Here is a 21,533-nt window from a genome sequence, read left to right as displayed (position 1 = left end):
CCCGATAAGGAGTGTACATGATGACTCATCTGCGATTATATATGACCAAGCTGTATAGCTTGAACGGCGGGGCGTTATTTCTTAATATTGGATGTATGATGATCGTCAGTCTACTGGAGGGTGTCGGCATTTATATGCTTGTTCCTATGCTGGCGGCCATCGGCGTATTTGGCGGTCATTCAGAGATGCCATTTCTGTCGGATGGATTTGATTATTTTTTGCCGTACATTCCTAAAAGCTGGCTGTTGCCGGGGATGCTAATGTTTTTCGTCATGCTGCTTACCGGGCAGGCTTGGCTTCAGCGTTACCAGTCCATTCTTAACTCACGGATTCAGCAGCGTTTTATGCGTTCCCTTCGAATAGACGTATACACTTCCTTTATGAAGGCGCAGTGGGCTTTTTATTTGCGTCAGCGTAAATCTGATTTTAGCCACGTGATGACGACCGAGCTGGCGCGTGTCAGTCAGGGAACGAATTTGCTTCTTCAACTGACCACGGCCGTCATGTTTACGCTAATCCAGATTGCGCTGGCTTTTTGGCTATCCCCTTCTTTAACCGGGCTGGTGTTTCTGAGTGGCTTGGTGTTGTTTGTCGTGTTCCGTCGCTCCATCCGAAATGCCAAACAATTAGGTGACCGTACCACTGAGCTGTCACAGATTTATTTTGCCGGAATTACGGATCATATGAACGGGATGAAAGATATTAAAAGCAATCTGCTGGAAGCAGCGAATATCCATTGGTTTCGCTCCCTGACGCAGCGGATGGAGGATAATACGACTCAGTTTGTTCGGCAAAATGCGACCACACAGTTTTTTCATCGCATAGCGGCAGCTGTTTTTGTCGTTAGTGTCCTATTTGTGTCGCTCCAATGGCTGCATGTTACACCTGAAAAACTGATCGTGCTCATCCTTATATTTTCCCGCTTATGGCCCAGGTTTGCCCTTATTCAAGCGAGCCTGGAATATATTATGTCTATGATCTCTGCTTTTGAGAGTGTAACTAAAGTGCAACGGGAATGCGAGGCTTTCTCAGATCCTTCTTTAATTGGGCTTACATCCTCTGAGAATCATGTCCCATTCGATTCATCGGTAAATCATTTGTCATCTACATCTGCACGGCAACCCCTATCCCTTCGTAATGGAATAGAATGCAGCCATTTGGATTATTGCTACGAGGGTGCAGCAGTGCCTGCACTACGTCATATTAATTTGTTGATACCTGCCCGGGGAATGACCGCCATTGTAGGGAAATCAGGAGCAGGCAAAAGCACAATGGTCGATGTTCTAATGGGTTTTTTACGCCCAACGGGGGGACAGATTAAAATCGATGATCATGTGCTGGACGACAAATTGCTGCCGCTGTGGCGGCAGTCGTTTGGCTATGTGTCACAGGACCCGTTTTTGTTCCATGCGACCGTCCGTGAAAATTTGAAGCTGGCCGATAAGGATGCTAGTGAACAACAGCTATGGGAGGCGTTACATTTTGCAGCTGCAGACAACTTTGTATCCAGACTGCCAGAAGGGCTGGACACAGTCATTGGTGATCGCGGGATTCGTCTGTCCGGGGGAGAGCGTCAACGGCTGGTATTAGCGCGGGCTATTTTGCATCATCCTCCTGTACTCATCCTGGATGAAGCGACAAGTGCGCTGGATGGTGAGCACGAGGCTGCAATTCAGGCAGCATTGGAACGGATGAAAGGTCAAATGACGTTGATCGTGATCGCTCACCGTCTGTCAACGATCAGACATGCAGATCAAATTGTTGTTCTGGATCAAGGCGAGGTCATACAGCAGGGGAACTACCACCAACTGGTAGAAGAGGAGCGGGGGGCGTTCAGTCAGCTACTTTCGTATCAAAGCACTGTCAGCGCCGCCCCTTAGTCATAAGAGAGTCACCCTCCATAAATATACTAAAAATTTTTCAACAAAAAGGCGCTAATATTTTATATTCTGATCCTTATGTTCCTGAATATAAAGTAATAAGAAAACAAAGCTTTAGTTTGAAGAGTATTGAAATTAATGAGGTCAAATCTTTATCCATTTTGGCATACCAATGTCTAATCCGTAAGCCTCACGGGGATCTTTTCGCACAAGAAATGAAGACGATTTATAAAAACTTGATAAATGATTTTAAAATACGGAAAATGACAAAAAGCTAAATAACAACCCCCCTTTTTAACAAATGGCGTGCATCGATATTAATATCGATGCACGCCTTTATTGATGGTACTGCTCCATACTAACCGCACAGCTGTCATCTTTGTCATCAACATGTCATCATTTTCTTTGTGACATGTTGGCGCTGATCAATACGTTAGCGAACATTGCATGTCACGTGAAATAGTGAAGATTTGTAACTAGCTTAAATGATAGTGAGTGAGTGACAATTGGATTACTGAAGACGACCCAATATGCTTGTATGCAGAAAGAGTCGCACTTCAAAAAAATCCATGAGGTGAATGCCGAATTTTAAATTGATGGTTAAAGGGGATTTTTAGGGGATTTAGAAAAATAATAAGTAAGTATTTCAGGAGGTTTTTATGAAAAAGAAAATGATTATTGCACTTGGTGCTTCTGCTATAATGCTGGCTAATTTTGTAGGAAGTACTTATGCAGATTCGAAAACAGTAGTTCCTGTTACAGCTCCCTACAATACAAATCAAATAGCAGAATGGTTAGAAGCGCATGCAAAGCCTTTAAAAACAACGAATCCAACTGCACCTCTTAATGATTTAAAACCACTTAAGAATATGGTAGGTTCAGCTTCAATTGTAGGTTTAGGTGAAGCTACACATGGGGCTCATGAAGTTTATACAATGAAACACCGCATTGTTAATTATTTAGTATCTGAAAAGGGCTTTACCAACTTAGTTTTAGAAGAGGGATGGGACAGAGCTTTGGAACTTGATCGATATGTTCTTACTGGTAAGGGAAACCCAAGCCAACATCTATCACCTGCATTTAAGACGAAAGAAATGTTACATCTACTTAGTTGGATTCGGCAATATAATGCTAATCCAAAACATAAATCTAAAGTGCGTGTCATTGGGATGGATATTCAATCAGTAAACGAGGATGTTTATAATAATATAGTAGAATATATAAAAAGAAACAATTCAGATCTTGTGCCTAGAGTCGAAAAGAAGATAAGAGGGCTTATTCCTGTAACAAAGGATATGGATACCTTTGGCAGCCTTACGCAAAAGGAAAAAGAAAAGTATATTTCAGATGCTAAACAAATCAGTGCTTTATTAGAACAAAATAAAAGCTATCTAAATGGAAAATCCAGAGAGTTCGCATGGATAAAACAAAATGCCCGTATTATTGAACAATTTACTACAATGTTAGCGTCACCACCTGATAAACCATCCGACCTTTTTTTGAAACATGATATTGCAATGTATGAAAATGCGAAGTGGACTGAAGAACATTTAGGAAAAACCATTGTTTGGGGACATAACGGACACGTTTCGAAAACAAATATGATTCCTTTTATATACCCTAAAGTAGCTGGGCAGCATTTAGCGGAGTATTATGGGGAACGGTATGTATCTATTGGAACATCAGTTTACGAAGGGCAATATAATGTCTACAATAATGACGGTGAATTTGGCCCATATGGAACATTAAAATCAGATGATCCCAACAGCTATAACTACATCTTTGGACATGTCAAAAAAGATCAATTTATTATAGATTTACGTAAGACGAACGGAGTGACAAAAACTTGGTTAAACCAACAACATCCAATTTTCGCTGGAATAACTACGGAAGGCCCTAATATACCAAAAACTGTTGATATATCATTAGGTAAATCGTTTGATATACTTGTTCAAATTCAAAAAGTGAGTCCATCTCAACTACATCAATAAATTTGTAATAATGTGGCTCAACGAAGTGTAGTATTGATTGTAGTGTAGTGTTAAGTGTCAATAGAGTTGATTAAAAATGTCAGTCATGTTATTCCATTAAAGGGGATGTAGGATAGAAACACTTCGCCATCCCCCCTAAATGAAAATTTTCTGTCTCTACATTTAGTTATTTCCTTTCCTGTAAAGCTCACGTTTCTTTACGTTTAGCAGGGCTCCTTTTCTTTTTGACTGGAGCAGGAGAGATGGCGTCGCCTGCCACAGCTTGTTGTGCTGTCACGGCTGCTGGTTTACGCGCAGGACGTTTTTTCGCAGCAGGACCAGGATCGGTAACGACAGGCTTCACTGCCTCAATACTGGCTTGGAGGGCAGCCATTAAATCAACCACATTGGTCTGAGGCTGTGTTGGGGCAATTCGCACCTCTTCGCCAGCTACTTTATGCTGGATAAGATCCAGCAGACGCTCGCGGTACTGATCCGTATACTTTGCTGCATCAAAAGGGGTAGATAGCTGCTCGATCAACATTTTTGCCATGGTCAGCTCTTTCTCTTTAACCTCCTCCTGTCCAGGTAAGTTGGGAACTTGAGCAATGGGACGGATTTCGTCCGGGTAAAACATGGTCTCCACCGCCAAGCATTCATCCAGCACGCGAATGGCTGCCAGACTGCTTTTCGAGCGGATGGAGATTTGGGCAATCCCGATTTTTCCGGTATCCTTCATTGCATTCATGAGCAGCTTATACGCATTGGAGCCGGCCTGATCCGGGGACAAATAATACGTTTTCTGAAAGTAGATCGGATCAATTTCCTGTAAATCCACAAAGTCCAAAATCACGATATTTTTATCGGCTTGTCCGCTAACTTGCTCCAGTTCCTCCTTGTCGAACATGACAAATTTTCCTTTTTCATATTCGTATCCTTTTCCAATTTCCTCCCATTCAACCTCCTTATCACAAACAGGGCACTTCCGTACATAGCTCAGTGGACTCCCACATTCCTTGTGAATATAACGCATGGAAATATCCTTGTCCTCAGTAGCTGAAAACATTTTAACTGGCACATGAACCAGCCCAAAGCTGATCGCGCCTTTCCAGACTGTATGCATACCGCCAGTCCTCCTTTTTTACCCGCATATTTCATATTTCGATTCCGAACACCCGGGCTGTGAGCATTTTCTTTTTCACTTAGTATGCTTCGCACAAAGGAATGTATGAGGTGCAAATGTAGGCTACGAATTGCTTTCACTTGCGCATGGTTTCGGTTTTATTGGTGAATGTTAAGTCATATCCGATTCAAAAGGAGGTACACCATTGATGCCTAGAAAACCTTATCCTCAGCAGATCAGTCATCGTGTGGGGCAAAGTCAGATTGCCTTTCGAGGGCCTGTTGCAGGCGAACAGGATGCATTGCCACCCGAGTTTGCTCTTTCACATGGAACGCCGCCGCCTTTTCCCGTAGCTGTCGCTCATGTGGATTTGGAGGCTGTAGTTTCAACTTCGCCTTCTCATAGCTTTCCTTCATTGGATGTGGAACGGATTATAGACGAAGACTAGGTGACCTATATTTCTAAATATTGCACAAAAACAAGGAGCAGGAGGAGCACAGTATGAATCTGGAACGAGCAAAAGCCATTTATGATTCATCCGAAACGATTGCCGTCCAATTGGATGGCAAACCGATTTGGATTGAGCATGTAGATGAAGCGAACGGTATGGCAACGATACAGATCGGCAGCAGACCCGGCAATACACAAACCGTTCGTGTGGATCGATTGGAAGAACAATAGGAGAGGGAATCCAACCTAAAAAGGCTCGCAATTGCTCAATGAGCAATTAGCGAACCTTATTTTATATAATAAGTGCATTGTGGAGACAAGTTAAACGCCAGACAAGTTAATTTGAAGGTGGAACAGGTTTTTACACTGCAATGGTCTTCAAATGTGGAGAAACCATCAACTCAGCCTCTGTTGCCATTTGAACATCTTCCACCGACAAACCTGGAGCAATTTCCTTGAGCATCAGCCCTTTACCCGGAATAACATCGATGACACCCTTTTCGGTTACGATGGTCTTTACCACATTTACAGCGGTTAGGGGCAGCTTACATTGTTTCAGTATTTTCGGCGCCCCATTTTTGTTCACATGCTCCATAGCTACAATCACTCTCTTGGCTCCAACCACCAAATCCATGGCTCCGCCCATGCCCGGCACCTTTTTCCCTGGGATCATCCAGTTTGCAAGGTTGCCTTTCTCATCGACCTCCAGAGCACCCAGAACGGTAACGTCCACATGCCCTCCACGTATAATGGAAAATGAAAGCGCACTGTCAATATAGCAGGCTCCTTTCACGGTTGTAACGTAGTTTCCGCCTGAATCGATACAATCAAGTCTTTCTTTTCCCGGAGCTGCTTTGGGACCAACGCCGACAATTCCGTTCTCCGCCTGCAGCATAATATTAATATTTCCCGGGATATAGTCCACTGCCATGGTAGGCAATCCTATACCCAGGTTGACCACTTCGCCGTCTTTGAATTCCTGGGCTATTCTTCTAATAATCAATTCTCTATTATTCATTGTCTCCACCCACCTTTACAATCGCGTCGACAAATATTCCGGGAACATTGATATGATTGGGGTCAATTTCTCCTGCCTTTACGTATTCGTCTGTCTGAGCAACTACATACTCGGCTGCGGTAGCCATCACCATATTGAAGTTGCGTGAAGTGCCGTTGATGACAAGGTTCCCCGCTTCATCAGCTTTATGGGCTCTGATGAGCGCCACATCGGCTTTGAGCGGTAGTTCGAGCAAATATTCTCTTTCGTCAATTTTGATTTTCTGTTTTCCTTCCTCTACAATGGTGCCTACGCCTACAGGTGTTAAAAATCCACCCAAACCGGCTCCGCCTGCGCGTATTTTTTCAGCGAGCGTCCCTTGTGGGAAGAGTTGAACCTCCGCTTCTTTTGTCATCAAGAGCCTTCCTGTTTCGGGATTGGAGCCAATATAGGATGCAAAAATCCGCTTGACTCTACCACTTTTTACAAGTCTATAAATAGATAATTCCGTTGTGCCTGTGTCATTGGAAATAATCGTAAGATTGTCAGCGGAATTTGTATCGACAAGCGCACGCACCAGTTCTTCCGGAATGCCTCCTTGCAGAAAACCTCCGACCATCACCGTATCTCCGTCTTTGATTCTCTTAACAGCTTCTTCAGCGGAGTTTACTTTTTTATTCATGGTTCCGTCTCCTTATCTATTTTTTAGGAAAGCATACTTTATTGGAGATAATCGTAGAGGACTCTTCCATATGGAAGTGTTAGGTCGGCAATAAAATGTTTTCCGCCAACATAAGCTCTAACCGGCAAATCTGCCACCGGAGCGTTGACATGGGGGATCAGGCTTAATCTAGCAGGTCCTGACCAGGCGCCTTTTACAGTAATATCTTCGAGATTATACGCCACTAACTGAGCAATTTTAGGGGTACCGTCCACATCAGGAATTAATTTCAGATTAACTTGCGTTTTTGCAATGGCTTTAGCCGTTTCCTTTTCATCAAGAACGTTATATTTGAAAGGGGTGGTTCCCATGGCTACCAGGGCGTTATTATAATGCAAGGTACCCGTCAGCGTCTCTGTATCCTCAACGATCAGGCGAGGTTTCGCCCATTTTTTCGGAAATCCCCAGATTTCACGTCCCCCCAGAATAGCAGGTGCGTTATCCAGATACATTTGGGCAACAAAATTACACGGTTCTCCATTATAAGTACACGGAATGACAATGCCGCTTTCCTCATAGCTTCCTAAACCGGATGAATCGGGCATTTTGATCCATTCATAGGAAACCGTATTACTTCCATCCGGCTGGAGAGGTTCAGGGACCGCCTGTCTAATCGCCGCGGGATCGGATTCATAGGTAATAATAAAGAATTCCCGGTTGATGAACCGGCATGGGGGACGTCCATAACTACCACTGGCCGCAGGCATGGATTGGAGTGAAAGTACATCTTTTTGATTCATAGCGATCTCCCTTCCTTTTTAAGAGGTATTTCAACAATTATCTTGAACAAGCACTTTAAATGAGAGCATTTTCAACCAGCATGGCTATTCCCATTCCCGTTCCAATGCATAACGAGACTACGCCATAACGTGAAGATCTGCGTACCATTTCATGAACCAACGTAACCAATACCCTAGCACCGCTTGCACCAACAGGGTGACCAATTGCGATCGCGCCGCCATTGACATTGACTTTCTCTGGATTAACTCCAAGCTCTTTTTGCACCGCTAGAGCTTGTGCAGCGAACGCTTCGTTAATTTCAAAGAGATCAATGTCATCTATAGACATTCCCTGTTTCTTCAGCAGTGACGAAATGGCTTTTACAGGTCCCATTCCCATATATGCAGGGTCAACGCCCACAAGTGAATAACCTTTGATATATGCCAACGGCTTTAACGCATGTTCCTTACATTTGTCTTCCGACACGACTAGCATAGCCGCCGCACCATCATTGATGCCCGAAGCGTTTCCCGCAGTAACCGTTCCGTTCTCTTTAAACGCAGGTTTTAACTGAGAAAGTTTTTCTTTCGTCGTATTTCCTCTTATGTGTTCGTCCTCTGTGAAATAAGTAGTTTCTTTTTTGTTTTTGATCATAACCGGAACAATTTGCTCTTCAAAAACCTTGTTGTTTTTTGCTTCGACAGCCTTTATCTGGCTTTCATAAGCAAATGCATCTTGCTCAAGTCTTGAAATTCCATATTTTTCGGCAACATTTTCAGCGGTAATTCCCATATGGTAATGGTTGATCGGGCATGTTAGGCCATCGGCCACCAAGGAGTCTACCAATTCACCGTTACCGAGCTTGTAGCCGTTTCTAGCATTTTTTAGCAGATAAGGGGCGTTCGACATGCTCTCCATGCCACCGGCCAAGACGATGTTTCCTTGTTCTGCCAATATGGAATCGTAAGCTAACGCGACGGCATGAAGTCCTGAACCGCAAACCGTGTTTATCGTTGATTCGGGTACATCAATGGGGATACCGGCTTTTAGTGCCGCCTGTCTGGCAGGATTTTGACCATTGCCCGCTTGAAGAACATTTCCCATAAAAATTTGATCAATCAAAGAAGGCTCTAATTTACTTTGCTGAAGGCATGCTGTCATCACGGTTGCTCCCAGTTCAGGAGCGCTCAGGGGGGCAAGAGCTTTATTAAATGAACCGACCGCTGTTCTCAACGGGCTTACTATAGCTACTTTTTTCATAAAAACTCACATTCCTTTCGCTGTGTTCAAGGACACAATACATCCATGACTGCACTTCCATTCGTAATTCCGGTCCTAACCTACGAAACGTAAAAACTGCAAGATACATTTACATGCGGGCATATCATGGTGCCTAAGACAGTGAGTATGACGGTCCGATCGCCTTCTTTCCTTTCTGGAAATTAAAACCAGAATTATCATAGTTCTAATACAGATTTTGCTCAATGTTCAAATCTTTACATAGATCCAAATACAGATGTTTATAGAGCCATATCGTCCACATTAAGTAGGTCATTCTAATGTTTTCTGTTAATTTCTTGATTTTTCTGAAAATAGTGATCAAAAATTGAATTTTATGTTAAATACGAAAGTGCAAATCAATCTGTGAAAAAAATTTCTTGGTAAATTTCATTTAGCTCATCGCAGGGGAAAACTCCCTCTATATGTAAATTCGCAACCGACTTATAGCATCTAAAAAAGCAAAGTAGGTTGCCAATCCAAATGAATACATTTGGAATTCGGATAAATATCAATCCATATATGTCTGGGCCACCTATAGCATTGACGTTATAACGTCAGTGTTTTTTTATTTGCTCGGGTGAACAAAAAAGAAGCCGACTGCTTGAAAGCAATCGGCTTGGAACGTAAAAATTTTACTTCAACAGCTCACGAAAAATGTACGTCTGCCGTCGTGAGCAAACGCGCAAAACGATTACCTAGCACTGCATTGTGATGAGCTACGATTTGTTCGCCGCTTAGTACCTTGCTATCAAATGTACTATGCGCATCCGATACGAGCACGTTGTTCTGGTATCCCAGACTATAGGCACTTCGGCAAGTCGTGTCGAGACAAAATTCAGTCTGCATTCCGGCAATAATCAGCTGGCTTGCCCCCAATCCCTGGAGCACATCACGCAATTCAGTTTGGTAGAAGCTGTCCCAGGATGATTTTCGGACAATTCGTTCCTGAGGAAGAGGACGCACCACGTCTGCGATGGCCCAGCCTAGACTGTTTTCCCGGAAATCCTCATCCGCTTCATCGGTATGCTGCACGAAAATGACCGGTGTACCAGAAGCTCTGGCTTCGGTTAAAAGCTGCTGCAAATGCGCTACAACTTCCTGTTCACGATACAGCTTCTCATCATACATGAACATAGCCTGCTGAACATCAATCAAGAGTAAAACGGTTTGTCCCATCAGTTCGATTCCCTCCCTATGTGTAACACTTAACTTACAATAGCATGTCTTCATGCCTTGCGGCGACATAAGGTGAACTATATAATAAAGAACAAGTTGGAACGGTCCGATTCGGACGAAAGGTGATTAAAAGAGATGACAATTTCGCAGGAACAGTTTGTATTCCGTTCTGTCTCAGAGGCACAGACCGGGACATTAGCAGGCTTTTTGGCAGCCCAAGTGGTTCCCGGAACCGTGATTGTGCTGGATGGAGATCTGGGAGCGGGCAAGACTGCTTTTTCCAAGGCTTTTGCCAGCCATTTAGGGGTGCCGGGTATCGTAAATAGTCCAACCTTCACCCTCATTAAGGAGTACGAGGGCCGATTGCCTTTGTATCATATGGATGTATACCGTATCTCTCAGGACGAGGCGGAGGATCTGGGGCTGGACGAATACTTTTACGGGACAGGAGTATGTCTGGTGGAATGGGGTAGTATTATACCGGATATGTTGCCGAATCAGCGGCTTCACATGTATATAGAAACAACGGATGTAGGGGAGCGCTTGATTCACCTGACCGGGTACGGCGAGCCTTATGAACAATGGTGCCGCAGCTTGCGGGAGAATGGAGTTTGAACCATGCAAAGAGAGCATACAGATGTAAATGAAAAGCCGCGTGAGCGGTTTTTGACGTTAGATACAGCGACGACTGTAATGGCGGCCGCCCTGATGAACGGAAAAGAGCTGCTGGGAGAAAGTAATGTTTATGGCGAACGCAATCACTCGGTGCATGTCATTACTGAGCTGGAACGGCTTTTGAGCGAAGCAGGACTGACACGCGATGATGTGGACGGTCTTGCAGTAGGTGTTGGACCGGGATCTTACACTGGCATCCGAATCGCGGTGACCGCAGCCAAGACACTAGCTTGGGCCTGGGGGGTTCCGGTGACATCCATTTCCACTTTGCAGGCTTTGGCTTGGGGTGGATGGAATCATGGTATCGAAATGAAGGGGCAAGAAGGTAAACATGAGTCTGCGAATAACGACTCGTCTGGGACGCAGGCAGCAGATTGGATTGTGCCTGTGCTGGATGCCCGCCGTGGTCAGGTGTACACGGGGCTGTTCACTGCGAATTCAGTTAACGATAGCGGTAGCCCGCAGCGGTTAGAGGCGGATGCTATCCGGTTGATGACTGCGTGGACCGATGATCTGCTGCAACGTTTGGAGGTTTTGTCTGTCGAAGAGCGTCCTGCGGTGATTTGGCTCGTCGGTGAAACGACGATTCACGCCGAAACAGCGGAGCGCTTGCGTGCATGGAGCGAGCTTCGTATTGTACCGTATGAGCTGGAAGGAAAATGGGTTGGCCGCCTTGGGGCGGATAAGCTGCTTCGTCAGGAATATGACGAGCTACATACGCTGGTTCCGAATTATACCCAGCTGGCGGAGGCGGAAGCCAATCTGCTTCGTCAGCGCTGAAGAGGCGGTGAGCAACATGGCAAAGAACATACAGCGGGAAGAGAAACTTGAGTTTCGCTTAATGCAACTGGATGACATCCCCGATGTGCTGGAGATTGAGCATGAAGCGTTCACGCTGCCGTGGACGGAGGAAGCCTTCCGCAATGAGCTGACGATGAATCATTTCGCTAAATATATGATTATGGAGCTTAATGGACGAGCTATTGGTTACGCAGGCATGTGGACGATTATGGATGAGGCGCATATTACGAATATTGCGGTTCGTGAGGCTTATCGTGGACGCAAGCTTGGAGACAAGCTGTTGGATGAGCTGATGCAGACTGCCTCCTATTTAGGGATGGAGCGTATGACCCTAGAGGTCCGGGTAACGAACCGGATCGCTCAGGGCTTGTATGAGAAAAAGGGCTTTAAGCCTGCAGGTGTACGCAAGGGCTATTATTCGGATAATAACGAGGATGCCGTGATTATGTGGGCGGATCTTCCCGCACACAGGGCATCTGGTGAACAGGAAGGAAGCGTGCAGGAGCAATGACGCAAGCGGAAAAAGCAGGTACAGGCTCTGCCTCGGGAGAGCCTTGTTATATACTGGCAGTGGAAACGAGTTGTGATGAAACGGCTGTTTCTGTCGTGAAAAATGGCACAGAGGTGCTTTCGAATCTGATCTCCAGTCAGATTGAAACACACAAAGCCTTTGGCGGTGTTGTGCCAGAGGTAGCGTCGCGCAAACATGTAGAAAGCATTACCTATATGCTGGACGAGGCTATGCAAACATCGGGAATCAGCCCCCGTGAGATTTCAGCGGTTGCCGTGACGCAAGGACCAGGACTGGTTGGCGCATTGCTGGTTGGTATAGTCGCCGCCAAGAGCGCTGCTATGGCGTTCGGCAAACCGTTAATCGGAACGCATCATATTGCGGGACATATTTATGCAAATCAGTTGGAGCATGATATTGTATATCCATGCATTGCTCTCGTGGTGTCAGGAGGGCATACCGAGCTAGTGCTGATGGAGTCCGAAGGTCATTTTCAACTTATTGGTCGTACAAGGGATGATGCGGTTGGAGAAGCCTACGACAAAGTAGCGCGAGCCATCGGATTTCCATATCCCGGCGGTCCGCATGTGGATCGTGTAGCCCATGAATCGGAGGAAGTGGTTACTTTGCCGCGTGCATGGCTGGAGCCGGATTCTTATGATTTTAGCTTTAGCGGCTTGAAATCGGCGGTGCTGAATGTAATTAACCAGACGAAAATGCGCGGAGAAACCGTTCATGCGGGAGCGATTGCAAGAGGCTTTCAAGAGTCGGTCGTAGAGGTGCTGGTGGAAAAAGCGATTCGTGCTATGCGTGAATACGGTGCGAAGCAGCTGCTGCTTTGCGGCGGTGTTGCTGCTAATCGTGGACTACGTACAGCATTGCGGGAACGCTGTGAGCGTGAAGGCATCGAACTGCTTGTACCCTCCATGAAATACTGTACAGATAACGCAGCGATGATCGGTGCCGCGGCATACGCCAAGTGGAAGCGCGGAGAATTCACCTCATTGGACATGAAAGCTGATCCAGGGCTGTCTCTGGAAGAGTGGTCTGTTCAAACTTAATTGAGCGAATAGGAAGGACACGACACATTCAGGGTCGTGTCTTTTTTTATTCCGCGCTATACATATATATAAATAGAATTTCAAGAGGATAAAATACAGGAGTTTGAGCGAATGATTGCCAGCATCTTATTTCCTCGCATGATTCGTCACAATTGTTCACGATTTTTCATGTTCCACCAAAAAAACATGAAAATTTTATACTGCCCGAATAATGATGTGATTTGTCAAGTTGTGAACAAAGTTATCCACATATACCGTTCAAAATGTGGATAAACAGGCTCGAAGCAAGCAGGCTAAGACTTTTAGGTGATAGTAGAATGGGGGATATTTCATAGCTATATTGATTGTGAAATCTGTGGATAATGTGGATAAAAGAGTGGATAAATTTGGTTTTCATTTGAAGGTGGCGTTTTATCAATAAAAAAATGGCCTAGAAGGCCATTTTTCAATATCGTCCATACACAAATGTTGTGGATATTCTTGTGTACAAAAAATAGAAGAGGGAAATGTGAAATTTTTATGGCTAAGATTTTATGCAGCAGCTTTATGCCTCAAGCAGTTCCTCCCAGGATGCATAGGTTTCAGTCAATTCCTGTTTATGGGTGTCGAGTTGTGCCTGAATATCCTGAAGTGCCGTGTAATCCTGATAAATTTCAGGCATGGTCATTTGTTCCTCCAAGCCTACAATTTGTTCTTCCAGCGTTTTAATCTTGTTTTCCAATGCCTCCAGCTTGCGTTGACGACTACGTTCCTCGCTTTTGGCTTGTTTGTCTGCCGCATAGGTGGCCGCGCGTGATTTGGGAGTGGTCTCGTCTGCTACGGACGCAGAGGCAGATGGGGCCTTGCCACGATTGCTCTGATTTGCCTCGAGCGCTTCCTGTGCGATTTCCTCCAACTCTTGTTTCTTGGCTACATAGTCATCATAATTCCCCAGGAAATGTTCTATTCCTTCAGGATGAAGCTCAATGACACGTTCAGCCATTTTGTTAAGGAAATAACGGTCATGGGAGATGAACAAGAGCGTACCGTCATAGTCCATCAAAGCCGCTTCCAGCACTTCCTTGCTAAATAGATCCAGATGGTTGGTAGGCTCATCGAGAATTAATACGTTGGCTTCGCGCAGCATTAGCTTGGCCAGGGATACGCGGGCTTTTTCTCCTCCGCTTAATGAAGCTACCTTTTTCAGTACATCGTCACCGCTAAATAGGAAATTACCCAGCACTGTCCGAATCCGTGCTTCTTCCATATGAGGGTATTCGCTCCACAACTCCTCCAGTACGGTATTGGCGGGGTTCAGGTTTGTCTGCTCCTGGTCATACAGACCGATTTTGATTTTCGTACCCCAGTGGATGGACCCAGCAGCAGGTTTAAGTGAGCCAGTCAGGCATTTGAGCAAAGTGGATTTTCCGATCCCGTTCGGACCGATCAGTGCCACCGTATCTCCACGTTTTAAGTCAAAGGATGCATGCTGAAATAAAGGCTTTTTCCCCTCATACGCTACGGAAAGGTCACGCACCTCTAATACTTCCTTACCCGACATATAGGCAGTTTCAAAAGAAAAGTGGGCTTTTTTCAAATCGCCCATAGGTCGATCCATGCGCTCCATTTTGTCCAGCTGCTTGCGGCGGCTCTGGGCACGTTTGGTTGTAGAGGCTCGCACGATATTGCGTTGTATAAATGCCTCCATCCGTGCGATTTCCTCTTGTTGCTTTTCGTAATGCTTGATGTTTGTTTCATACTCGGCAGCCTTTAGTTCCATATAGCGGCTGTAGTTGCCTGTATAGCGGGTGGAGCGATGGCGCTCAATTTCAATAATCGTCGTCACCAGTCGATCCAGAAAATATCGGTCATGTGATACGACCAGCAGCGAGCCGGAGTAGCCGCGCAAATAGTCTTCCAGCCACGTCAGTGTTTGAATATCCAGATAGTTGGTAGGCTCATCGAGCATAAGGACATCTGGAGCGAGCAGTAGGATGCGCGCTAGCGCAAGTCTGGTTTTTTGACCTCCGCTTAGGGTGGCTACAGGCGTTTCGGGTGCAAATGAACTAAAGCCCATGCCGTGCAGCACGCTGCGAATACGGGTCTCCATTTCATAACCACCGTGATCCTTGAACCAATCTGAGCGTCGTGCATAGCGTTCGAGCAGATCGGCATAACGCTTTTCGTTCTGCGCATTGGCCGGATCGGCGATTTCCTGCTCCATTTGCCGAAGTTCCCGTTCTGCTTCAATCAGCGGTGTGAACACCAGCATCATTTCATCCCAGATCGAACGGTCAGAATTTAAGCCACTGTTTTGCGCCAAATAACCGATGCTGGTTTCCTTCGCTTTAAAGATTTGTCCACTGTCATAGGATATTTCACCAGCAATGATTTTGAGCAGGGTCGATTTGCCTGCACCGTTCACACCTACCAGCCCAATACGTTCACGTTCCAATATTTGAAGGTTAATCCCGTCCAGAACGGGCTCAATTCCATAGGATTTAGTAATTCCGGTTACTTGCAATAGCATAGCGTATCGTTCCTCCATTACATTTTGCACAGTTCTTCCTGCCTTTTTCGCAGGTACCTTCCTTCCAGTTTACATGAAATTACCCACTATTGCACTGCTTTCACCCCCTAAACCCTTGAGCCTCGTATAGTCAATTTGTATAAACAATGATAAACTTAAACGAGAAGTGAAAAAGAATGAAAAAAACTTGCAACGTACAGCACTTACTGACAAATGGGACAATTGCAACGTTTTGATGATTATCGACGATTGTGCGGGAGGGCGGATGTGTGGATGTCTGTAATGTGAAGAACGCGCTGCGTGTACAGCAACGGGAAGCGCGTGACTCCATGGACCCGCTGACAAGGCAGAAGGCATCGGCTGTGGCCTGTCGGCATGCAATCGAGGCATGGGAGCAGCTTAGAATAGACAGAAACGGGGATAAGCTAACATTATTTAGTTATCTCTCTTTTGGCAGCGAGATTTCTACGACTCCCCTCATTGAGCATTGCTGGTCACAGGGAGATCGTGTCTTGGCCCCGAGAGTGGATTCGGTAACCCGAACCATGGAGCTGAGGGAGATGGATCAGTATGAAAATATGGTGCCCGGCGTATGGAACATCCCTGAGCCTGCATTGACATGCAAGGAATGGTTGCCTGAAATGTGGACGGGAATCGACTGGGTTGTTGTGCCCGGCTTGGCCTTTGATCGTCGTGGAGGCAGAATCGGCTATGGCGGAGGCTACTATGATCGCTTTACCGCACAGGTAGAGGCAGAGAAGTGTAAAAACGGCTCTTTAGGTCCGCTTTATGTCTCGCTGCTGCTGCCGGGACAATTGTTGGCACAAGTACCCATGGAGCCAGGAGATTTGCGAGTGGACGTGCTGTTTACATCTGAAGGACGTTTAGATTGTAACCATGCAAAATCGACAAATGATGAATGAAGTAAAGTTGGGTATGTGAAAGGAGCTGTGAGGGAGTCGTGGATTCCTTTACTCATTTTAACGAACAGGGACGAGCTCGTATGGTAGATATTTCGGGCAAAACGTCTACGGTTCGTACAGCAGTCGCTGTGACTCAGATTACGATGAACCCGGCTACATTGACGGCTGTAAAAGAAGGCAGAATCGGCAAGGGTGATGTTCTTGCTGTGGCCCAGGTCGCGGGGATTCAAGGCGCGAAAAAAACGTCAGACTGGATACCGATGTGTCATCCGCTGGCTCTGACAGGCGTGAACATTACTTTTTCCGATAATGGACATGATGTACTTCATATTGAAGTTGAAGTGAAGACCGAGGGTAAGACGGGTGTAGAAATGGAAGCTTTGACAGCGGCTTCAGCCGCAGCGTTAACCGTGTATGATATGTGCAAGGCGCTGCAAAAAGATATGATCATCGGCCCTACCATGCTGCAATCCAAAACGGGTGGCAAGCATGGGGATTTTCAAAGGGAGGACCACCGGAAACCTTGACATAGACAACATTGTCGCCGAGAGGGTACTGTGATGTGATGGAGGATGCAGCGTGGCTGTTTCTGATTTTCAGAAGAGAAAGTATTCTTTCATGATAGGAGAAGGGTGATCTTATGGTGTGGAAAACGGCGATCCTAACAGCCAGTGATAAAGGGGCAAGGGGAGAGCGTGAGGATACAAGCGCACAGGTCATCCGGGAACTCGTCGAAGAAGAACTGGGCGGAGAGATTGTGGAATACCGGATCGTTCCCGATGAACCGGATGAGATTATTGCGGCTTTAATCGAAATGACCGATTATTTTCATGCAGACTTGGTGCTAACTACGGGCGGAACCGAACTGGCGATCCGTGATGTGACACCTGAGGCGACCAGACGGGTCGTGGAGCGGGAAGTGCCAGGTATGGCGGAAGCCATGAGAATGATCGTGATGCAGAAAAATCCGGCGGCCATGCTTTTTCGTGGAATCGTGGGGATACGCGGACGTACATTGATTGTTAATTTGCCAGGAACGCCCAAAGGCGTGCATGAAAACTTGGCAGCGATTATGGATCAGCTCCCGGAAGCGCTGCTCATGGTGACAGGTCAGTTCCGGTAGAAGGCAGCCCGTGTGTGTGGTATGATACCTGTAAGAATTTATATGGCCGTATATGGACAGAGGTTCTCATTTTGTCCGTCAACATAAGGAGGATTACTACACATGCCCAATATTGGAGCACCGGGTTATATTTTGTTAATTATTCTGGCGCTGCTGCTATTTGGTCCGAACAAGCTGCCTGAGCTGGGCCGAGCTGTAGGGCGTACATTCCGTGAATTTAAAAACGGGGCACGCGATATTTTATCTGAAGATGAACGGACTGGGTGTAAAGAAAGCAAAGATAGTGTGGTCCAAGCATCACAGACGACGTCAGAAGTTCAACCTCAGCCTGAGGATAAACGCTTGTCATAGATTTAGTTATTCATTTTTGCTGCTTGTATAACAAACATGAGCCTCTTCTTCAGTGAAGGGCTTTATTTTTTAGGAGGCGCTGCTGCGTTCCGTTCAGAAAGGAGGAATAGGCTTGACCCCATCAGAGCATGAAATGCCGCTAATGGAACATCTGGGTGAGCTTCGTCGACGAATAATTTATGTGCTGATTGTATTTGTATTGGCGCTGGTTGGTGGATTGTTCGCGGCTGGTTCTGTCTATAACTGGCTTATTCGCTCCGGTTCGGCGCAAGCTTTTCAGTTAAATGCATTTTCCTTTTGGGACGGAATCGGTATCTACATGAAGATCGCCATGATCATTGGGATTGCAGTGGCGTTACCATTTGCATGCTACCAATTGTGGAAGTTTGTCAGCCCGGGATTAAGGCCGCAAGAACGGAGTGCAACTTTGCGATATGTGCCTTATGTGCTGCTTTTGTTCATTATTGGCGCAGCTTTTGCTTATTTCATTATTTTCCCGATGGCGATTCAGTTTACCTCGTCCGTCACCAAAAGTATGGGGTTACAGGAAACGTACGGTATTGCACAATATTTCACCTTTATGTTTAATATTGTGTTGCCTGTAGCGTTGCTATTTGAACTCCCCCTGCTAATCATGTTTCTGACAGGGATTCGTGTATTAACCCCGATGAGGCTTCGCAAATGGCGGAAGATTTCTTATTTCCTGCTTGTTTTTGTCGCCGTTGTTATCACTCCGCCGGATTTTATATCCGATTTTTTGGTGGCGATTCCGTTGCTGGTGCTGTATGAAGCGAGTGTATATTTGTCATCAGTCGTGTACCGCAAGCAACTGCGTGCACAGGAGGAACGGGAGGCCCAATTGCGTGTAGCTGCGGAATAATAAGCAGGGCCTGAACGGCTCAATAACTAATTTCTCTAAAATTGATCAACATAGCTGTCTTAAAAATAACCATTAGCCTTGAGTTAACGGTTATTTTTAGGATAGGTGGATATAATCGAGAATGGCTGCCCATAAAAATTCCCATAAAAAATACATTAGGGACTTGAAATTCAATCTCAAGTTGAGTATCATAAAGTTGGTTGTTAGCACTGACGACTGTTGAGTGCTAATACATACAACATAACAACCAAATTACAGGATAAACACTTAATAAGGAGGCTATTTTTCATGATCAAACCTTTGGGTGAACGCGTATTGGTGGAAGCAATTGAGCAAGAAACAACGACTTCCTTCGGAATCGTACTTCCTGACTCTGCCAAGGAAAAGCCGCAAGAAGGCAAAATTATCGCGGTTGGCGCAGGCGCATTGAAAGACGGTGCCCGTATTCCTCTGGAAGTAAAAGAAGGCGACCGTGTCATTTTCTCCAAATACGCTGGAACGGAAATCAAATATGAAGGTAAAGAATATTTGATTATGAAAGAAAGCGATATTCACGCGATCATCGGTTAACCGGAACCCGGACAAGACCTAAATATAGGAATTGAAACAAATCATTCATAATCCATAGGGAGGTTTATCACAAATGGCTAAAGACATTAAATTCAGTGAAGACGCTCGCCGCTCCATGCTGCGCGGGGTAGATGCATTGGCTAACGCTGTTAAAGTAACACTCGGACCGAAAGGCCGTAACGTTGTACTGGAGAAAAAATTCGGTAGCCCGCTCATCACTAATGACGGTGTAACGATTGCAAAAGAAATCGAGCTGGAAGACGCGTTCGAAAACATGGGCGCTCAACTGGTTAAAGAAGTAGCAACCAAAACAAACGATGTAGCTGGTGACGGTACGACTACGGCTACTGTTTTGGCTCAAGCCCTCATCACTGAAGGTTTGAAAAACGTAACTGCTGGCGCAAGCCCAATCGGTATCCGTAAAGGGATCGACAAAGCGGTTAAAGCAGCAGTTGCTGAACTGCAAGCTATCTCCAAACCAATCGAAAGCAAACAATCCATTGCTCAAGTAGCTGGTATTTCCGCTGCTGATGATGAAGTAGGCGAACTGATCGCTGAAGCTATGGAAAAAGTGGGCAAAGACGGTGTCATCACTGTTGAAGAATCCCGCGGTTTTGCAACAGAACTGGAAGTAGTTGAAGGTATGCAGTTTGACCGTGGCTACATTTCTCCGTACATGATTACAGATACGGACAAAATGGAAGCTGTACTGGACAATCCATATATCTTGATTACTGACAAGAAAATCACAAACACACAAGAAATCCTGCCATTGCTTGAAAAAATCGTACAACAAGGCAAGCCACTCGTTCTGATCGCTGAAGACATCGAAGGCGAAGCGCTGGCTATGCTCGTTGTCAACAAGCTGCGTGGTACATTCAATGCTGTAGCTGTTAAAGCTCCTGGCTTTGGTGACCGTCGTAAAGCAATGCTGCAAGATATCGCTGCCCTGACAGGCGGCCAAGTAATCACAGAAGAACTGGGTCTGGACCTGAAAACAGCTTCTGTGGACCAACTGGGTACAGCACGTCAAGTGCGTATTACAAAAGAAAACACGATTGTGGTTGACGGTGCTGGAAACAAAGCCGACATCGACGCTCGTGTTAGCCAAATCCGCACGCAACTGGAAGAAACTACTTCCGAGTTCGACAAAGAGAAACTGCAAGAGCGTCTGGCTAAATTGTCCGGCGGCGTAGCAGTAATCAAAGTCGGTGCGGCTACTGAAACAGAATTGAAAGAACGCAAACTGCGCATCGAAGATGCTCTGAACGCAACCCGTGCTGCGGTTGAAGAAGGTATCGTATCCGGTGGTGGTGTAGCGCTCCTGAACGTATACAATGCAGTTGCTGCTGTTGAACTGCAAGGCGACGAGCAAACAGGCGTCAACATCGTGTTGCGCGCTCTGGAAGCTCCAATCCGTACAATTGCTGCTAATGCAGGCGAAGAAGGCTCTGTTATCGTTGAGCGTCTGAAACGCGAAGAAGTAGGCGTTGGTTTCAACGCAGCTACTGGCGAGTGGGTAAACATGATTGACGCAGGTATCGTTGACCCTGCGAAAGTAACTCGTTATGCATTGCAAAACGCTGCTTCCGTAGCGGCTATGTTCCTGACTACTGAAGCAGTGATCGCTGACAAGCCAGAACCAGAAAAGGCTGCAATGCCTGACATGGGCGGCATGGGCGGAATGGGCGGCATGATGTAATAAAGCCAAAAACCCTTGTTACAGCAAGGGTTTAGGTGATTGCTATATTGATTTGTTAACAATTTGTTAACTCTGATCAGATTTTTTTGAGGCTCTCATTAGTTCGCTG

22 protein-coding genes are annotated in these 21,533 nt (G+C 45.8%); 15 read left to right on the top strand and 7 right to left on the bottom strand.

Annotated features, from left to right (window positions below; all coding sequences use genetic code 11):
- Positions 1 to 20: 20 nt before the first annotated feature.
- The gene (locus tag MMB75_RS14770) at positions 21 to 1,880 is read left to right on the top strand and encodes an ABC transporter ATP-binding protein (RefSeq protein WP_103042270.1); all 1,860 of its coding nucleotides are present in this window, start codon (positions 21 to 23) and stop codon (positions 1,878 to 1,880) included.
- 659 nt (positions 1,881 to 2,539) lie between these two features.
- Positions 2,540 to 3,871, top strand: a complete 1,332-nt coding sequence (locus MMB75_RS14765) for an erythromycin esterase family protein (protein WP_103042272.1) — start codon at positions 2,540 to 2,542, stop codon at positions 3,869 to 3,871.
- Between the two features lie 187 nt (positions 3,872 to 4,058).
- On the opposite strand, the gene ku is transcribed toward MMB75_RS14765, so the two are convergent.
- Complete coding sequence (ku, locus tag MMB75_RS14760; protein WP_019686435.1) at positions 4,059 to 4,973, bottom strand: non-homologous end joining protein Ku; 915 nt, start codon at positions 4,971 to 4,973, stop codon at positions 4,059 to 4,061.
- 208 nt (positions 4,974 to 5,181) lie between these two features.
- Here ku and MMB75_RS14755 point away from each other — a divergent pair, with 208 nt between their 5' ends.
- Both MMB75_RS14755 and MMB75_RS14750 read left to right on the top strand, forming a co-directional pair.
- The gene (locus MMB75_RS14755; protein WP_031463088.1) at positions 5,182 to 5,421 is read left to right on the top strand and encodes a hypothetical protein; all 240 of its coding nucleotides are present in this window, start codon (positions 5,182 to 5,184) and stop codon (positions 5,419 to 5,421) included.
- Positions 5,422 to 5,474: 53 nt separating this feature from the next.
- The gene (locus tag MMB75_RS14750; RefSeq protein WP_045244070.1) at positions 5,475 to 5,654 is read left to right on the top strand and encodes an H-type small acid-soluble spore protein; all 180 of its coding nucleotides are present in this window, start codon (positions 5,475 to 5,477) and stop codon (positions 5,652 to 5,654) included.
- A gap of 130 nt (positions 5,655 to 5,784) precedes the next feature.
- Here the strand turns inward: MMB75_RS14750 and MMB75_RS14745 are convergent, their stop codons facing one another.
- The 5 genes from MMB75_RS14745 to MMB75_RS14725 form a co-directional block, all read right to left on the bottom strand.
- A complete protein-coding gene (locus MMB75_RS14745; protein ID WP_045244069.1) occupies positions 5,785 to 6,441 on the bottom strand; it encodes a 3-oxoacid CoA-transferase subunit B in 657 nt (218 codons plus the stop codon).
- Positions 6,434 to 7,102, bottom strand: a complete 669-nt coding sequence (locus MMB75_RS14740) for a CoA transferase subunit A (protein ID WP_016821212.1) — start codon at positions 7,100 to 7,102, stop codon at positions 6,434 to 6,436. The genes MMB75_RS14745 and MMB75_RS14740 overlap by 8 nt, the downstream gene beginning before the upstream one ends.
- 38 nt (positions 7,103 to 7,140) lie before the next feature.
- Positions 7,141 to 7,881 carry an acetoacetate decarboxylase gene (locus MMB75_RS14735; RefSeq protein WP_031463089.1) on the bottom strand — a complete coding sequence of 247 codons (741 nt, stop codon included), beginning with the start codon at positions 7,879 to 7,881 and terminating at the stop codon, positions 7,141 to 7,143.
- 55 nt (positions 7,882 to 7,936) lie between these two features.
- Positions 7,937 to 9,121 carry an acetyl-CoA C-acetyltransferase gene (locus tag MMB75_RS14730; RefSeq protein ID WP_016821208.1) on the bottom strand — a complete coding sequence of 395 codons (1,185 nt, stop codon included), beginning with the start codon at positions 9,119 to 9,121 and terminating at the stop codon, positions 7,937 to 7,939.
- A 666-nt stretch (positions 9,122 to 9,787) separates the two neighbouring features.
- The gene (locus MMB75_RS14725) at positions 9,788 to 10,318 is read right to left on the bottom strand and encodes a cysteine hydrolase family protein (RefSeq protein ID WP_016821206.1); all 531 of its coding nucleotides are present in this window, start codon (positions 10,316 to 10,318) and stop codon (positions 9,788 to 9,790) included.
- Positions 10,319 to 10,453: 135 nt separating this feature from the next.
- Here MMB75_RS14725 and tsaE point away from each other — a divergent pair, with 135 nt between their 5' ends.
- Genes tsaE through tsaD form a run of 4 tightly spaced genes read left to right on the top strand, consistent with a single transcriptional unit; the run spans position 10,454 to position 13,366 of the window.
- The gene (gene tsaE / locus MMB75_RS14720; protein WP_045244068.1) at positions 10,454 to 10,933 is read left to right on the top strand and encodes a tRNA (adenosine(37)-N6)-threonylcarbamoyltransferase complex ATPase subunit type 1 TsaE; all 480 of its coding nucleotides are present in this window, start codon (positions 10,454 to 10,456) and stop codon (positions 10,931 to 10,933) included.
- A 3-nt stretch (positions 10,934 to 10,936) separates the two neighbouring features.
- On the top strand, positions 10,937 to 11,773 hold the full coding sequence (tsaB, locus tag MMB75_RS14715) for a tRNA (adenosine(37)-N6)-threonylcarbamoyltransferase complex dimerization subunit type 1 TsaB (RefSeq protein WP_044785772.1): 837 nt from the start codon (positions 10,937 to 10,939) through the stop codon (positions 11,771 to 11,773).
- Positions 11,774 to 11,789: 16 nt separating this feature from the next.
- Complete coding sequence (rimI, locus tag MMB75_RS14710; protein WP_103042276.1) at positions 11,790 to 12,305, top strand: ribosomal protein S18-alanine N-acetyltransferase; 516 nt, start codon at positions 11,790 to 11,792, stop codon at positions 12,303 to 12,305.
- Positions 12,302 to 13,366 (top strand): tRNA (adenosine(37)-N6)-threonylcarbamoyltransferase complex transferase subunit TsaD, encoded by a 1,065-nt coding sequence (gene tsaD, locus MMB75_RS14705; RefSeq protein ID WP_090888029.1) that lies wholly within the window; start codon positions 12,302 to 12,304, stop codon positions 13,364 to 13,366. Before rimI ends, tsaD begins: the two co-directional genes overlap by 4 nt.
- A 544-nt stretch (positions 13,367 to 13,910) precedes the next feature.
- Here tsaD and MMB75_RS14700 read toward each other — a convergent pair.
- Positions 13,911 to 15,875 (bottom strand): ABC-F family ATP-binding cassette domain-containing protein, encoded by a 1,965-nt coding sequence (locus MMB75_RS14700; protein ID WP_153794655.1) that lies wholly within the window; start codon positions 15,873 to 15,875, stop codon positions 13,911 to 13,913.
- Positions 15,876 to 16,144: 269 nt separating this feature from the next.
- Between MMB75_RS14700 and MMB75_RS14695 the strand changes: the two genes are divergently transcribed.
- From MMB75_RS14695 to groL, 7 genes are all read left to right on the top strand, one after another.
- A complete protein-coding gene (locus tag MMB75_RS14695) occupies positions 16,145 to 16,798 on the top strand; it encodes a 5-formyltetrahydrofolate cyclo-ligase (RefSeq protein WP_103042278.1) in 654 nt (217 codons plus the stop codon).
- Between the two features lie 38 nt (positions 16,799 to 16,836).
- Complete coding sequence (moaC, locus tag MMB75_RS14690) at positions 16,837 to 17,325, top strand: cyclic pyranopterin monophosphate synthase MoaC (protein WP_017426496.1); 489 nt, start codon at positions 16,837 to 16,839, stop codon at positions 17,323 to 17,325.
- 113 nt (positions 17,326 to 17,438) lie between these two features.
- Complete coding sequence (locus MMB75_RS14685; RefSeq protein WP_013369877.1) at positions 17,439 to 17,921, top strand: MogA/MoaB family molybdenum cofactor biosynthesis protein; 483 nt, start codon at positions 17,439 to 17,441, stop codon at positions 17,919 to 17,921.
- A gap of 102 nt (positions 17,922 to 18,023) precedes the next feature.
- Positions 18,024 to 18,272, top strand: a complete 249-nt coding sequence (locus MMB75_RS14680; protein WP_103042279.1) for a twin-arginine translocase TatA/TatE family subunit — start codon at positions 18,024 to 18,026, stop codon at positions 18,270 to 18,272.
- A gap of 112 nt (positions 18,273 to 18,384) precedes the next feature.
- The gene (tatC, locus tag MMB75_RS14675) at positions 18,385 to 19,152 is read left to right on the top strand and encodes a twin-arginine translocase subunit TatC (protein ID WP_016821197.1); all 768 of its coding nucleotides are present in this window, start codon (positions 18,385 to 18,387) and stop codon (positions 19,150 to 19,152) included.
- Positions 19,153 to 19,440: 288 nt separating this feature from the next.
- Positions 19,441 to 19,722, top strand: coding sequence for a co-chaperone GroES (groES, locus tag MMB75_RS14670; protein ID WP_007429271.1), 282 nt, complete (start codon positions 19,441 to 19,443; stop codon positions 19,720 to 19,722).
- A gap of 73 nt (positions 19,723 to 19,795) precedes the next feature.
- Complete coding sequence (groL, locus tag MMB75_RS14665; RefSeq protein ID WP_016821196.1) at positions 19,796 to 21,424, top strand: chaperonin GroEL; 1,629 nt, start codon at positions 19,796 to 19,798, stop codon at positions 21,422 to 21,424.
- Positions 21,425 to 21,533 lie beyond the last annotated feature (109 nt).

Origin of the sequence: Paenibacillus sp. P2(2022) (assembly GCF_029522175.1) — a bacterium.
GTDB classification, from domain to species: domain Bacteria; phylum Bacillota; class Bacilli; order Paenibacillales; family Paenibacillaceae; genus Paenibacillus; species Paenibacillus polymyxa.
The sequence above is the reverse complement of the archived record's forward strand: the minus strand, read 5'-3'. Positions and strand labels throughout refer to the sequence as shown.

Bases quoted from the DNA above. Each gene is read 5' to 3' on its own strand.
- MMB75_RS14770 (WP_103042270.1), top strand. From the start codon at position 21: ATGACTCATCTGCGATTATATATGACCAAGCTGTATAGCTTGAACGGC.
- MMB75_RS14765 (WP_103042272.1), top strand. From the start codon at position 2,540: ATGAAAAAGAAAATGATTATTGCACTTGGTGCTTCTGCTATAATGCTG.
- ku (WP_019686435.1), bottom strand. From the start codon at position 4,973: ATGCATACAGTCTGGAAAGGCGCGATCAGCTTTGGGCTGGTTCATGTG.
- MMB75_RS14755 (WP_031463088.1), top strand. From the start codon at position 5,182: ATGCCTAGAAAACCTTATCCTCAGCAGATCAGTCATCGTGTGGGGCAA.
- MMB75_RS14750 (WP_045244070.1), top strand. From the start codon at position 5,475: ATGAATCTGGAACGAGCAAAAGCCATTTATGATTCATCCGAAACGATT.
- MMB75_RS14745 (WP_045244069.1), bottom strand. From the start codon at position 6,441: ATGAATAATAGAGAATTGATTATTAGAAGAATAGCCCAGGAATTCAAA.
- MMB75_RS14740 (WP_016821212.1), bottom strand. From the start codon at position 7,102: ATGAATAAAAAAGTAAACTCCGCTGAAGAAGCTGTTAAGAGAATCAAA.
- MMB75_RS14735 (WP_031463089.1), bottom strand. From the start codon at position 7,881: ATGAATCAAAAAGATGTACTTTCACTCCAATCCATGCCTGCGGCCAGT.
- MMB75_RS14730 (WP_016821208.1), bottom strand. From the start codon at position 9,121: ATGAAAAAAGTAGCTATAGTAAGCCCGTTGAGAACAGCGGTCGGTTCA.
- MMB75_RS14725 (WP_016821206.1), bottom strand. From the start codon at position 10,318: ATGGGACAAACCGTTTTACTCTTGATTGATGTTCAGCAGGCTATGTTC.
- tsaE (WP_045244068.1), top strand. From the start codon at position 10,454: ATGACAATTTCGCAGGAACAGTTTGTATTCCGTTCTGTCTCAGAGGCA.
- tsaB (WP_044785772.1), top strand. From the start codon at position 10,937: ATGCAAAGAGAGCATACAGATGTAAATGAAAAGCCGCGTGAGCGGTTT.
- rimI (WP_103042276.1), top strand. From the start codon at position 11,790: ATGGCAAAGAACATACAGCGGGAAGAGAAACTTGAGTTTCGCTTAATG.
- tsaD (WP_090888029.1), top strand. From the start codon at position 12,302: ATGACGCAAGCGGAAAAAGCAGGTACAGGCTCTGCCTCGGGAGAGCCT.
- MMB75_RS14700 (WP_153794655.1), bottom strand. From the start codon at position 15,875: ATGCTATTGCAAGTAACCGGAATTACTAAATCCTATGGAATTGAGCCC.
- MMB75_RS14685 (WP_013369877.1), top strand. From the start codon at position 17,439: ATGGTGTGGAAAACGGCGATCCTAACAGCCAGTGATAAAGGGGCAAGG.
- MMB75_RS14680 (WP_103042279.1), top strand. From the start codon at position 18,024: ATGCCCAATATTGGAGCACCGGGTTATATTTTGTTAATTATTCTGGCG.
- groES (WP_007429271.1), top strand. From the start codon at position 19,441: ATGATCAAACCTTTGGGTGAACGCGTATTGGTGGAAGCAATTGAGCAA.
- groL (WP_016821196.1), top strand. From the start codon at position 19,796: ATGGCTAAAGACATTAAATTCAGTGAAGACGCTCGCCGCTCCATGCTG.